Raw genomic sequence first — 13,245 nt, forward strand, 5'->3', positions numbered from 1 at the left:
TCGTTCCATCTCTATATTCGTATTCAGGATGCGAAGCACGTGTTTCGCCGCAATTCGGAGAAGGCAAATGAAGAAGATCCAGGGTGTGTACAGTGCGCCGCGTGGCCATTGGGTCGGCGACGGTTTCCCGGTGCGTTCAATGTTCAGCTATCAGTCGCACGGGGCGCACCTGAGCCCGTTTCTGCTGCTCGACTACGCGGGCCCCGCGAACTTCGAGCCGGCTTCGGCGCCGCGCGGGGTCGGTCAGCATCCGCACCGCGGGTTCGAAACGGTGACGATCGTCTATGACGGCGAAGTCGCTCACCGCGATTCGACCGGCGCGGGCGGCGTGATCGGCCCGGGCGACGTGCAGTGGATGACGGCCGCGAGCGGGATCCTCCACGAGGAATTCCACTCGGAGGCCTTCACGAAGCGCGGCGGTCCGCTCGAGATGGTGCAGCTGTGGGTGAACCTGCCCGCCGCCGACAAGATGGGCACGCCCGGCTACCAGACGCTGCTGAACGCGGACATTCCGGTCGTCGAGCTGCCGGACGGTGCGGGGCGGGCGCGGATCATCGCGGGCGAATTCGACGGACGGCGCGGCCCGGCCCGCACGCACACGCCGATCGACGTGTGGGACGTGCGGCTCGCAGCCGGCGGCCGCGCGCGGTTCCCGATCGCAGACGGGCGGACGCTCGCGGTGGTGGTGCTCAACGGTACGCTGCTGGTGAACGGCGAGACGGTCGCCCGCGAAGCGCAGTTCGTGCAACTGAGCCGCGACGGCCGCGACGTCGAGATCGAAGCGAACGGCGACGCCAAGCTGTTGATTTTGAGCGGCGAGCCGATCGATGAGCCGGTCGTCGGTTACGGGCCGTTCGTGATGAACTCGCAAGAGGAAATCCGGACCGCGATCGACGATTTCAACAACGGCCGCTTCGGCCAGATGCCGGCATGACCGATAGGCCCCGCGCAATTGCGGGGCCTTTTTTCGTGCGCGGAAGGGCGCGTGCGTGTTGTGTGCGCTTCGAGGCATAATCGATGGTTGCCACGCGCCGGCCGGCGCGCCCGAATCAGGACGACCATGACCGCTTCCGCACCTGCCGCCTCCCCGCGCGCCGACGATCTCGACTGGCGCTGGAAATCATTCGACGCGCTGACCGCGCGTGAACTCTATGCGATCCTCGACGCGCGCAGCGCCGTGTTCGTCGTCGAGCAGAACTGCGTTTATCGCGACATCGACGATGCGGACCAGGCGGCGTGGCATCTGGCCGCGTACGCTCCGGCGGGCCGCCTCGCGGGCTATCTGCGCGTGCTGTTGCCGGATGCGCAGAACACCGACGTGCGCATCGGCCGCGTGCTGACGACCGCGCCGTTTCGCGGCGCGGGCCTCGGCAACGCGCTGATCTCGCGCGCGCTCGAGCACATCCGCGCGCAGTGGCCGGATACGCAGGTGAGCCTGCATGCGCAGGCGCACCTGCAGCGTTTCTACGGGGCATTCGGCTTCACGCCGAACTCGGACGTGCACGACGAGGACGGCATCCCGCACGTGTGGATGACCAGCGCGCGCGGCTGAAGCGCGGCGCGCCGTACCGTCAGTGGGCGGCGCGCGTCACCGACGGGTGCTCCGCGCGCCGGGCAGCAGCGCGCTCGTCGATCAGACGGCCGCGCGCGGACAGCCGCAGCCAGTGCCGCAGCGCGATCAGCGCGCCGATCACGCTCATCATCGAACCCGGAATCCACAGCAGCAAGCCGCCGATCTGCTGGTCACGCAGCGGGCTGAGCCACGTGAACGCGCGTCCGCAGATCGAATAGATCGGATACAGCTCGTGCGGCGTGAAGAAGATCAGCGCGCCGAGCGCGATCTGCGGCGGGATCGCCGCGACGACGATGAGGACCCGGCGGCCCGGCGACAGCCGCGCGGGCGGCGCGGGACGCGGATCGACGACGAGCCACCAGAACAGCAGCCCGTCGATCACCATGCTCCAGTTCATCACGCGATACAGGCGCCAGTCGAGCATCGCGACGAAGTGGATCGGCGACAGCAGCCAGAAATAGATCAGCCCGACGAACAGCACGACCGCGACGACCGGATGGAACACCACGTCGAGCGTCGCGCGCACGGGCGCCCACGCGAGCGCGGGGCGCACGAAGCGCTGCCGCCAGCGAAACGGAATGCCCGCGCGGATCGCCGCGCCCGGGTACGCCAGTGCGATGAAGAACGGCCCGAGATGATGCAGCACGAGGTGCTGCGCGCGGTGCATGAAGAATTCATGCTCGAAGAAGTAGTCGAGCCGCGTATGCAGCGCGATGTAGAGCGCCGTCAGACCGAACCAGAACGAGAACTGCCGCAGCGGCGACACCTTCGCCTTCTTCACGCCGCGCGCGAACAGCACGGCTGCCGTCAGCACCGCGATGACCACGGTCGGCGACGGTTCCCACGGATCGAGCCAGTACAGGACGTTCATCGCGCACGCATCACTTCGCCTGGGCCGGCGATTTCACGGCGAACGGCGTGTCGACCGTTTCGCCGTCGGAGAACTTCAGCCGCAGGCGCACGGTGTCGCCGGGCTTGATCGCGTGCTTCGGTTCCTCGAGCATGAAGTGATAGCCGCCCGGCGCGATGTCGACCTTGCCGCGCGCGGGGATCGTCAGCTTGTCGACCATTTCCATCTTCTGCGTCGAGCCGTTCGACACGGTCTGGTGCAGCATCGCCATCCCGTAGTCGGGGCTGTCGATGTCGACGAGATCGACCGGCTTGTCGCCCGTGTTGACGAGCGTCACGTAGCCGCCCGCGGGCAGCTGGTTCGGCAGCCAGCGCACCCACGCGTTCTGCGCGGTGATCGCGCCGGCGGCGCAGGCGTGCGCGCCGGTGCCCAGTGCGGCGAGGAGAGCGAACGTCTTGAGGGTCGTCTTCATGTCGGAGTTCGGGAGGGGGAGGCAGTGTCGATGATCCGGCGCACATCGGCGGCGATGGCGTCGGGCGAATCGCGGTCGGTCGCGAGCAGACGCGCGCGACCGTTCGCGTCGAAGATGTAGACGGCCGAGCTGTGCGTGACTTCGTAGCCGCCGGACGGATCGCGTTTTTCCATCTGGTACGCGACGCGATAGCGTTTCGCGAGCGATTCGATCTGGCCGTCGGTGCCGGTCAGCCCACGCGCGTGCGCGGCGTCGAACGCGGCGACGTACGACTGCATCGCCTGCGGCGTGTCGCGCGCGGGGTCGACCGAGACGAACAGGATGCGCACGTCGTTCGCCTGCGGGCCGAGCTTCGCGAGCACTTCCATCAGCCGCGCCATCGTTTCGGGGCAGACGTCCGGACAGTGCGTATAGCCGAAGTAGACGAGCGCGATGCGGCCGCGGAATGCGTTCGCGTCGACCGGATGCCCGTCGCCGCCGGTCAGCGTGAACGACAGGTCGGGCAGGTGGCCCGTGACGTTGGTCAGGTGCCAGTTCGGCTCGTCGTGCGTGCAGGCGGCGAGCGCGACGGCGGCGGTCAGCGCCGCAGCCGTGCGGACGAAGCGGGTGATGAGGCGGCGCCGGTGCGGCGCGGGACGGGCTGACGACATCCTGGGGCTCGATCGGACGGAACGGTCGTCGGCCGGCGCGGCGCCATGCGTCGCGCGGCCGGCGGTTGCCGACTGTAGCGCAATTCCCGCGCCTGCGTCCTTTCGAAACCCGTACGGTACGGGCGACCGGGGCAATATGTCGCAGTTGGCGCGCACGGTGGCGCGAGGTCCGCCATGCGCCGGTTTCGCCCATCTCGGTACGCAGGCGCGGTAAGATGCGCACAATTCCATTCTCGCAGCGGCGGCCGCGCGTGTGCAGGCCGCTCCTCAGACCATCGAATCGATGCAATCCGTTCCGGCTTCCCTGTCCCTGACCGATACCGCGTTCTTTTTCGACTTCGACGGTACGCTCGTCGAACTGGCGCCGACGCCCGACAGCATTCACGTGCCGCCGTCGCTGCTGACGCTGCTCGATGAACTGCGGCGCCGCTCGCATGGCGCGCTCGCCGTCGTGTCGGGTCGCGGCATCGACAACCTCGACGCGTTCCTGAACATGCCGGACCTGCCGATCGCCGGCCTGCACGGCGCCGAGCGTCGCGACGCGAACGGCGACACGCAGCGCATCGGCTTCAACGACGACCGGCTGCTGCGCATCGAGCGCGAACTCGCGTCCGTCGTCGACCGTCATCCGGGCATGCTGCTCGAAATCAAGGGGGCGGCCGTCGCGCTGCATTACCGAAATGCACCCGAGCGCGAGCCGGCCGCGCGCGAAGCGGCCGAGCGCCTCGTCGCCGAATATGCGGACGCGTACGTGCTGCAGCCGGGCAAGATGGTGTTCGAGATCAAGCCCAAGGGTGTCGACAAGGGGCGCGCGCTGGCCGCGTTCCTCGACGAGCCGCCGTTCGCGGGCCGCGTGCCGCTGTTCGCGGGCGACGACCTGACCGACGAGAAGGGCTTCGCGGTGGTCAACGCGCGTGGCGGTCTGTCGATCAAGGTCGGCGCGGGCGAGACGTCGGCGCGCATGCGGCTCGACTCGGTCGACGCGCTGCACGCGCAGATTGCCCGCTGGCTTGGCGCGGAGCAGCGGGGCGCATGAGTCGACTCATCATCGTTTCAAACCGTGTCGCGCCGATTTCGGAAGGCGAACCGGCGGCGGGTGGCCTCGCGATCGGCGTCTACGACGCGCTGAAGGAGACGGGCGGCATGTGGTTCGGCTGGAGCGGCGAAGTGGTCGCATCCGGTGCGCCGCAGATCCGCATCGAGGAGCGCGGCCCCGTGACGTTCGCGACCGTCGGGCTGTCGCGCCGCGATTACGACCAGTACTACCGCGGTTTCTCGAACGCGACGCTGTGGCCCGCGTTCCATTACCGCGCCGACCTGATCCAGTACGACCGCCACGAGTTCGACGGCTACCGCCGCGTGAACGTGTGGCTCGCGCAGCAGCTCGTGCCGCTGCTGCAGGACGACGACGTGATCTGGGTGCACGACTATCACCTGATCCCGTTCGCGCGTGCGCTGCGTGAGGCCGGCGTGAAGAACCGCATCGGCTTTTTCCTGCACATTCCGTTTCCGGCCGCGCAGGTGCTCGTCAACGTGCCGCCGCATCGCGAGCTCGTCGAGTCGCTGTGCGCGTTCGATTTGCTCGGCTTCCAGACCGAGCCCGACCTGCGCGCGTTCTGCGACTACATCGAGTTCGAGGCGGGCGGCGAAGTCGCGCGGGGAGGGCACACGGTGCGCGTGAACGCGTTCGGCAACACGCTGCGCGCGGCCGCCTATCCGATCGGCGTGTATCCGGACGAGATCGCGTCGCTCGCGCAGGCGGCCGAGAACGGCAAGGCCGTGCGCACGCTGGCGACGTCGCTGCGCGGGCGCCAGTTGATCATGAGCGTCGACCGGCTCGATTATTCGAAGGGGCTCGTCGAGCGGTTCCGTGCGTTCGAGAAGCTGCTGGAGCACCAGACGTCGATTCGCAATCGCGTGTCGTTCCTGCAGATCGCGCCGTCGACGCGCGCCGACCTGCGCGCGTACCAGGACATCCGCCTGCAGCTCGAAGCGGAGTCGGGGCGCATCAACGGCCGCTACGCGGAACTCGACTGGGCGCCGATCCTCTACATTCACCGCCAGTACGACCGGCAGGTGCTGGCCGCGCTGTACCGGCTGGCGCGCGTGGGTTTCGTCACGCCGTTGCGCGACGGCATGAACCTCGTCGCGAAGGAGTACGTGTCCGCGCAGAACCCGGACGATCCGGGCGTGCTGGTGCTGTCGCGCTTCGCGGGGGCCGCGCGCGAGCTGACGGGCGCGTTGATCGTCAATCCGATCGACATCGACGGGATGGCCGATGCGCTGTCGCAGGCGCTGACGATGCCGCTCGCCGAGCGGCGCGCGCGCTATGCGGACATGATTGCGCAGCTGCGCGAGAACAACGTGTCGGTGTGGCGCGACAACTTCCTGCGCGACCTGCAGCGCGTGTAGCGGGCGCGCTGCGCGGCGGATGCCGCGCGATGCCATGAAAAAAGCCGCCGTGCTTCGCAGGCGGCTTTTTTATCGGTTGCGTGCCCGTGGCGTCAGGCCACGCGTTCGCCGGTCGGCGCGGTGCCGTCGGGCGCATGATGGCGGCCGTGCTGCTTCGCGAGCAGGTCGCGGTACAGACCGGGACGGTTGCGCAGCACGTCGGGGCTGCCGTCGTCGATCACCTTGCCGTTGCTCATCACGATGATCCGGTCGAAGTTGCGCAGCGTCGACAGCCGGTGCGCGATCGCGATCACCGTGCGGCCGACCATCAGGCGGTCGAGCGCGCTCTGGATTGCTTCCTCGGACGAGCTGTCGAGTGCGGACGTCGCTTCGTCGAGCAGCAGGATCGGCGCGTCCTTCAGGATCGCGCGCGCGATCGCGATGCGCTGGCGTTGGCCGCCCGACAGCTTGACGCCGCGGTCGCCGACGATCGTGTCATAGCCTTCCGGCATCGCTTCGATGAACTCCGCGCAGCGCGCGTCGCGCGCGGCGGCGAGCACTTCCTCGCGGGTCGCGTCGGGGCGGCCATAGGCGATGTTGTCGTAGATCGTCCGGTGCAGCAGCGAGATGTCCTGCGGCACGAGCGCGATCGCATGGCGCAGGCTGTCCTGCGTGATCACCTTCACGTCCTGGCCGTCGACCTTCACGACGCCGTCCTGCGTGTCGTAGAAGCGCTGCAGCAGCGCGAGCACGGTCGACTTGCCGGCGCCCGACTTGCCGATCAGGCCGACACGCTGGCCCGGCTCGATATGGAGGTCGAAGTGGTCGAGGATCGCGCGGCGGTGCGGATACGCGAACGTCACGCGCTCGAAGTCGACGCGCCCGCCGGTGGCCGCCAGCGGCTTCGCGTCGGAGTGGTCGGGCATCCCGTGCGGTTCGAGCAGCGTCTTCACGGCTTCGGACAGGCGCGCGACGTGCTGCGTGACGTCGACGAGCGCGACCGCAAGGTCGCGCGTGCCGTGCAGGATCGTGAAGCCGAGCGAGCTGACGAGCACGATATCGCCCGACGTCGCGCGGCCCTGATCCCACAACCACAGCGCCCAGCCGAGCAGGCCGGCCGACAGCATCGCGGTGATCACCGCATGCAGCAGCCGCAGCTTCTCGAGATAGAACAGGCTCTGCTGGCGCGCGTCCATCTCCGCCTTGATCGTTGCGCTGAAGCGCTTCTGTTCGCGCACCGTCATCCCGAACGCACGCACGAGCCCCATGTTTCCGATCACGTCGACGAGCTCGCCGTCGACGGCCGCAGCCTTCGCCGCGAATGCATGGTGGCGCGCCGAGCCGCGCCCGGCCAGCTTGAACAGGATGATGGACAGCACGGCCGAGCAGCCGAGCAGGCCGGCGGCCATCAGCGGATTGACGACGATGATCATCAGGATCGCGCCCATCACCGCGATGCACGGCGGCAGCACGTTCCACGCCATCGTGTTCTCCGACGTATAGACGGCGTTCGACGTGGCCGTGATGCGGCTCGCGAGCGTGCCCGGCTGCTTTTCCGAGTAGTAGGTCGGCGAATGGCCGATCAGGTACTGGAACAGGTCGCGCCGCAGGTCGCCGGTGACCGCGACGAACGTGTGCGCGGCGGCCCAGCCGCCGACCCGCCACAGCAGGTTGTCGGCCGCGATCAGTCCGACGAGCAGCGCGAACGCACTCCACAGCGGCCCCGGATGATGGCGCCCGGTCGCCAGCACGTCGATCAGGTGCTTGATCGCGTATTGCGAGCCGAGCGCGCAGCCGACGGCAGCCAGCACGCTGCAGAGCACGACGAGGTGAGCAACGGGATGCAGGCGGATGTAGCGGAACAGGAACGCGATCGGCCGGTGCGCGTAGCTCGAGAGCTTCGCGTTGTGGGCGTTGCGCTGGGCGGGGGTAAGAGATTCCAAAATATGCGTGCGGTGATTCGGTGATTGAGCGTGGCGGCTGGATCGCATGCCGGCATGCGCTCGGACTGAATAATCCGGCATTGTAAACAAGGCCTGCGTCGCGCTGCGCGAATCTTGCCTGGGCCAGAGGCTCGCGAGCGATTTTGAGATAAAATCTGGCATCCCGTCCTGTTTCATGTGCCGGAATCACGCTGCCGGCCCTCACGGGTGACAAAGGATCGCCAAAAGGGCCTTCCACTCTAGAACGGACACCCGAGTCCGCGGGTTGCAAAGTGTTGCGCCTTTGTAACAAAGTAAAGTGTTTGAAATGTCGGGGGCCGTCTCGGGATTAACCCTAGATAATCGGCTCCGGGGTCGATCCCAGGTTTTTTTACGAACCCCTGTCAACGGGTCTTCGTTTCGAACGTTCTATGCCTGTCGCGTCGCCGACGCTCCTTGAGCAGCGCGGGTTCGACGCCCCGGCAGGCTGATTCGTCCGACCGTCGGACGAAATGCATCCAGCCCGACCGCTGGCAGGTTGCCGACCCATACTTTTAGCCGATTTTTTAGGAGTTACGCATGCGAATCGCCCAAATCGCTCCGTTGCATGAGGCAGTCCCCCCGAAGCTTTACGGTGGTACCGAGCGAGTGGTGTCCTATCTGACCGAAGCACTTGTCGAGATGGGGCATGACGTCACGCTCTTCGCGAGCGGCGATTCGCAGACCTCCGCGAAGCTCGAAGCGTGCTGGCCGCAGGCGCTGCGCCTCGACCCGACGATCCGCGACGTGATGGCCCCGCACATGCTGCTCCTCGAGCAGGTGCGCCGCCGCGCGGAAGAGTTCGACGTCCTGCACTGCCACATCGACTACTACCCGTTCTCGCTGTTCTCGCGCCAGCCGGTCCCGCATCTGACGACGATGCACGGCCGTCTCGACCTGCCGGAACTGCAGCCGATCTTCAACGCGTTCAGCGACGTGCCGGTCGTGTCGATCTCCGACAACCAGCGCATCCCGCTGCCGCAGGCGAACTGGCTGTCGACCGTGTATCACGGCCTGCCGGAAAACCTGCTGACGCCGATCCCGAACGTGAAGCCGAGCTATCTCGCGTTCCTCGGCCGCATCTCGCCGGAAAAGCGCGTCGACACCGCAATCCGCATCGCCGAGCAGGCCGGCCTGCCGATCAAGATCGCCGCGAAGCTCGACAAGGCCGACCGCGCGTACTACGAAGAGAAGATCAAGCCGCTGTTCGCGCTGCCGCACGTCGAGTACATCGGCGAAATCAGCGAGTCGGAAAAGACCGAATTCCTGGGCAACGCGCACGCGCTGCTGTTCCCGATCGACTGGCCGGAGCCGTTCGGCCTGGTGATGATCGAGGCGATGGCCTGCGGCACGCCGGTGATCGCGTTCAAGCGCGGCTCGGTGCCGGAAGTGATCGACAACGGCGTGTCGGGCTTCGTCGTCGAAGACGAACTCTCGGCCGTCGCGGCGCTCAACCGCCTCGATACGCTGCCGCGCGAGAAGGTACGGGCCGCGTTCGAAGCGCGCTTCTCGTCGAAGGTGATGGCGCAGAACTACGTGAAGGGCTACGAGGAACTGCTGCGCCAGAAGCGCCGCACGGTGCTGCGCGAAGTCAACGCCAACTGATGCCGGGCCGCCGGCCGCACTGCGGTCGAGGCACTCATCGACGCCCCGTCCGGGACCCCGGCGGGGCGTTGTCACATCTGCGGCGCGGATCTGTTGTATTCTCGCCGCGCCCGACGCTGCGAACGGCCCCGGAAGGAGGCCGGCACGCCATCCGGCCATCTGTCCAGACGGTAATGTCCCTATAATGGCCGTGCCGTGAAATCCGGCCCCGCACGAACATCGAGAGGAGAGCAGTCTTGGCGAGAACGAAAACGACGCGCGCAGCGCCGGCCCCCGGCGCCGGCGTGATCTTCGCATTGCGCGCGATCGGGCTCGTGCTGTTCGCGCGCTGGCTGTTCTCGATGTCCCAGATGGGCTATCGCGCGTCGCTGTCGGCGATGGTGTCGTCGCCCTGGGCGTTTGTCTATCTCGTGCTGATCTTCCTGCTGCTCGCGCTGCCGGGCGCCGCCGCGCGCGCCGAGCGGCCGTTCCATCCGCTGCCGCAGTGGCTGCGCCAGGCGCTGCGGGTGTTCGCGCTGATCGGTTTCCTGTTTGCCGTCTGGTCGATCGGCGCGTTCGCGTGGGCGGCCGGCTGGCGTCGTGCGCTGCACGCGGTGACGGCGACCAATGGCTGGCTGATCGCCGCGCCGGCGCTGTATGCGGCGATCGTGTGGATGTGCCGGCCGCGGCCGCTGTGGCGGACCAACGTGGCCGCGCGCCGTTTCGCGGTCGGCCGCTACGCGATCTCGCTCGATACGCTCACCCGTACCGCGATCGTCTGGATGGAGAGCCGCAAGGTCGGCCAGTACGATGCGCGCGAACTCTCCGTGCGCTGGCCCGGCCGGGTTGCGGCGGCAGCGGGCGAGCAGGGTGTGCAGCTGGCCGCCGTGCCGCCGCGTCGCGGCAGCCTGTTCCGGCGGCCGAAGGTCGAGCTGCTGTGGGATTCGCCGGCGGCCGTCGGCCATAACCGGCAGATCGTGATGCGCGCGCCGCTCGTGACCGAGGGCGACCGCGTCGCGGTGCTCGCGCTTGACGCGGCGCTCAAGCAGATCGTCTGACAACGCCTGCGCGGCGCGCGGGCAGGTTTTTCCCGCCCGGCGCCCGCCGATGCGCGGGCGAACCGGCGCATTGCCTTCGAGCCGGGCGAACCCGCCGCCCGGTTCGTCCCGCGCTCAGCGCACGAGGCAGGGGCGCTTGTTGTTGAACGTCCAACCCGGAATCAGATACTGCATCGCCGCCGCATCGTCGCGCGCGCCGAGCCCGTGCTGCTTGTACAGCTCGTGCGCGACCGCGACCGCATCCATGTCGATGTCGAGGCCGAGGCCCGGCCGCTTCGGCACTTCCACGAGCCCGTTCTCGATCTTCAGCGGTTCGCGCGTGAGCCGTTCGCCGTCCTGCCAGATCCAGTGCGTGTCGATCGCGGTGACTTGCCCGGGCGCCGCGGCCGCGACGTGCGTGAACATCGCGAGCGACACGTCGAAGTGGTTGTTCGAATGCGAACCCCACGTGAGGCCCCAGTCGCGGCACATCTGCGCGACGCGCACCGAGCCCTGCATCGTCCAGAAGTGCGGGTCGGCGAGCGGGATGTCGACGGCGTGCAGCTGCACCGCGTGGCCCATCTGGCGCCAGTCGGTCGCGATCATGTTGGTGGCCGTCGGCAGCCCGGTCGAGCGGCGGAATTCGGCCATCACCTCGCGGCCCGAGTAGCCGTTCTCCGCGCCGCACGGATCTTCCGCATAGGCGAGCACGTGGTGCAGGTCGCGGCACAGCCGCACGGCCTCGTCGAGCGACCACGCGCCGTTCGGATCGAGCGTCACGCGCGCTTCGGGGAAACGCTCGGCCAGCGCCGTCACGGCTTCGACCTCGCGCGCGCCTTCGAACACGCCGCCCTTCAGCTTGAAGTCGTTGAATCCGTAGCGCGCGTGCGCGGCTTCGGCGAGGCGCACGACCGCCTCGGGCGTCAGCGCGGCCTCGTCGCGCACGCGGGTCCAGTCGTCGGTCGCGCCGCGGCCGTCGCGATAGGGCAGCGCGGTCTTGCTGCGATCGCCGACGTAGAACAGGTAGCCGAGCATCTCGACGCGCTCGCGCTGCTGTCCTTCGCCGAGCAGCGCGGCCACGGGTACGCCGAGATGCTGGCCGAGCAGGTCGAGCAGCGCGGCCTCGAGCGCGGTGACCGCGTGGATCGTGGTGCGCAGGTCGAAGGTCTGCAGGCCGCGGCCGCTCACGTCGCGATCGGCAAAGGTGCGCCGTACGTCGTTGAGCACCGCGTGGTAGTTGCCGACCGGCTGGCCGACGACGAGCGCGCGCGCATCTTCGAGCGTGCGGCGGATGCTTTCGCCGCCCGGCACTTCGCCGACGCCGGTCCGGCCCGCGCTGTCCTTCAGGATCACGAGGTTGCGGGTGAAGAACGGACCGTGCGCGCCGCTCAGGTTGAGCAGCATGCTGTCGTGGCCGGCGACCGGAATGGCTTGCAGCTCGACGATGCGCGGCGTGTCATGGGAAGGCGAGGCAGTGACGGCGTTCATGGCGGCGATGGCGAAAGAGTGGGCGATGCCGTGCGGCAAAATCTTTGCCGTGCGCGGCGGGAGGTGCGATCATTCGACAACCGACGTGCGCGGCGCGCAAGCCCCGCATGTCGACAGCAACCCGAACGGGCGGGAGCGACCAGTTCGATGCCGATATCGCGCGGAAGCGCGAAGGTCGGTCGATCGCGAACCACGGGACCGAGTAGCGCCGATGTGGCAGCCTCGGTCAACAGGAGATCCGTGCCGCGATCATCAGTCGTCGGATGACTTGTGACGCAGTATAATGAATCATCGGCGTTCGCTCAAACCCCGCGTAAACCCTCGGCTCACATTACGATCATTCAAAAAGGAACCGGCCTCATGTCCGTGCCCACGCTTCCCGCTGCGCCGCGCCGTCGCGCACGCAGCCTTGCACAAGATGTCGTCGACGCGCTGACCGCGCAGATCGAAAACGGCACGCTGCGTCCCGGTGACAAGCTGCCGACCGAAACCGAAGTCATGGCGGCTCAGGGCGTCAGCCGCACGGTCGTGCGCGAAGCGATCTCGCGGATGCAGGCGAGCCACCTCATCGAGACGCGCCACGGCATCGGCAGCTTCGTGCTCGAACCGTCGCGCCGCCAGGCGCTCGGCATCGATCCCGCGACCATCATGACGCTGCGCGACGTGCTCGCGGTGCTCGAGCTGCGCATCAGCCTTGAAAGCGAATGCGCGAGCCTCGCCGCGCAGCGCGCGAACGACACCGACCTCGCCGCGCTGCGGCGTGCGCTCGATGCGATCGCGTCGGGGGCGGGCGGCGGACGCGACACGGCGCAGCTCGACTTCAACTTCCACCTGCAGATCGCGCAGTCCACCGGCAACCGCTACTTCGTCGACATCATGACGCAGCTCGGCGCGTCGATCATCCCGCGCACGCGCGTGAATTCGGCACGCTTCGCCGGCGACGACCTCGAGCGCTATGTCGGCCGGCTCAATCACGAGCACGAGGACATTTACGAGGCGATCGCGCGTCACGATCCGGAAGCCGCGCGCGCCGCGATGCGCACTCACCTGACCAACAGTCGCGAGCGGTTGCGCCGCGCGCACGAGGCGGCCGAGGCGGAACGCGACACGCAGGCGAGCTGACGGAGGCCGGCTGCACGGCCCGCGCGTCGCGACGGGCCGTCGCCTCAACATCAGACATCGTATGAGATCGACCCGAGCGCGCGCCGATCGTTTCGCGGGCGCAGCACCTTCGCCTGT

12 protein-coding genes are annotated in these 13,245 nt (G+C 68.0%); 7 read left to right on the plus strand and 5 right to left on the minus strand.

All coding sequences use genetic code 11. The features are described 5' to 3' along the window. The first annotated feature begins 67 nt into the window (after positions 1-67). Entirely contained in the window at positions 68-934 is an 867-nt protein-coding gene (locus FFI87_RS05545) for a pirin family protein (protein WP_012363423.1), read from the plus strand. Between the two features lie 126 nt (positions 935-1,060). Next, complete coding sequence (locus FFI87_RS05550) at positions 1,061-1,552, plus strand: GNAT family N-acetyltransferase (protein ID WP_138848041.1); 492 nt, start codon at positions 1,061-1,063, stop codon at positions 1,550-1,552. A 19-nt stretch (positions 1,553-1,571) separates the two neighbouring features. On the opposite strand, the gene FFI87_RS05555 is transcribed toward FFI87_RS05550, so the two are convergent. The 3 genes from FFI87_RS05555 to FFI87_RS05565 are packed head-to-tail and all read right to left on the minus strand — an operon-like array spanning position 1,572 to position 3,545. Next, positions 1,572-2,444, minus strand: coding sequence for a cytochrome c oxidase assembly protein (locus FFI87_RS05555; RefSeq protein ID WP_138848040.1), 873 nt, complete (start codon positions 2,442-2,444; stop codon positions 1,572-1,574). Between the two features lie 10 nt (positions 2,445-2,454). Continuing rightward, positions 2,455-2,895, minus strand: coding sequence for a copper chaperone PCu(A)C (locus FFI87_RS05560; RefSeq protein WP_138848039.1), 441 nt, complete (start codon positions 2,893-2,895; stop codon positions 2,455-2,457). Continuing rightward, positions 2,892-3,545 (minus strand): SCO family protein, encoded by a 654-nt coding sequence (locus FFI87_RS05565; RefSeq protein WP_138848038.1) that lies wholly within the window; start codon positions 3,543-3,545, stop codon positions 2,892-2,894. The genes FFI87_RS05560 and FFI87_RS05565 overlap by 4 nt, the downstream gene beginning before the upstream one ends. A 283-nt stretch (positions 3,546-3,828) precedes the next feature. On the opposite strand from FFI87_RS05565, the gene otsB reads away from it, so the two are divergent. Both otsB and otsA read left to right on the plus strand, forming a co-directional pair. Continuing rightward, a complete protein-coding gene (gene otsB / locus FFI87_RS05570; protein ID WP_011656375.1) occupies positions 3,829-4,581 on the plus strand; it encodes a trehalose-phosphatase in 753 nt (250 codons plus the stop codon). Beyond that, complete coding sequence (gene otsA / locus FFI87_RS05575) at positions 4,578-5,957, plus strand: alpha,alpha-trehalose-phosphate synthase (UDP-forming) (protein WP_012363428.1); 1,380 nt, start codon at positions 4,578-4,580, stop codon at positions 5,955-5,957. The genes otsB and otsA overlap by 4 nt, the downstream gene beginning before the upstream one ends. 92 nt (positions 5,958-6,049) lie before the next feature. On the opposite strand, the gene FFI87_RS05580 is transcribed toward otsA, so the two are convergent. Next, positions 6,050-7,879 carry an ABC transporter ATP-binding protein gene (locus tag FFI87_RS05580; RefSeq protein ID WP_041489777.1) on the minus strand — a complete coding sequence of 610 codons (1,830 nt, stop codon included), beginning with the start codon at positions 7,877-7,879 and terminating at the stop codon, positions 6,050-6,052. Between the two features lie 558 nt (positions 7,880-8,437). Between FFI87_RS05580 and FFI87_RS05590 the strand changes: the two genes are divergently transcribed. Together FFI87_RS05590 and FFI87_RS05595 are read left to right on the plus strand one after the other, a co-directional pair. Continuing rightward, on the plus strand, positions 8,438-9,502 hold the full coding sequence (locus tag FFI87_RS05590; protein WP_012363430.1) for a glycosyltransferase family 4 protein: 1,065 nt from the start codon (positions 8,438-8,440) through the stop codon (positions 9,500-9,502). Positions 9,503-9,738: 236 nt separating this feature from the next. Next, the gene (locus FFI87_RS05595) at positions 9,739-10,539 is read left to right on the plus strand and encodes a hypothetical protein (protein WP_138848036.1); all 801 of its coding nucleotides are present in this window, start codon (positions 9,739-9,741) and stop codon (positions 10,537-10,539) included. 114 nt (positions 10,540-10,653) lie between these two features. Here FFI87_RS05595 and gudD read toward each other — a convergent pair whose 3' ends face one another. Beyond that, the gene (gene gudD, locus FFI87_RS05600) at positions 10,654-12,006 is read right to left on the minus strand and encodes a glucarate dehydratase (RefSeq protein WP_012363433.1); all 1,353 of its coding nucleotides are present in this window, start codon (positions 12,004-12,006) and stop codon (positions 10,654-10,656) included. Positions 12,007-12,366: 360 nt separating this feature from the next. Here gudD and FFI87_RS05610 point away from each other — a divergent pair, with 360 nt between their 5' ends. Beyond that, complete coding sequence (locus FFI87_RS05610; protein WP_006751845.1) at positions 12,367-13,128, plus strand: FadR/GntR family transcriptional regulator; 762 nt, start codon at positions 12,367-12,369, stop codon at positions 13,126-13,128. Positions 13,129-13,245: the final 117 nt, after the last annotated feature.

It is taken from the genome of Burkholderia sp. KBS0801 (assembly GCF_005937855.2).
In the GTDB taxonomy this organism is placed as follows: Bacteria; Pseudomonadota; Gammaproteobacteria; order Burkholderiales; family Burkholderiaceae; genus Burkholderia; species Burkholderia ambifaria.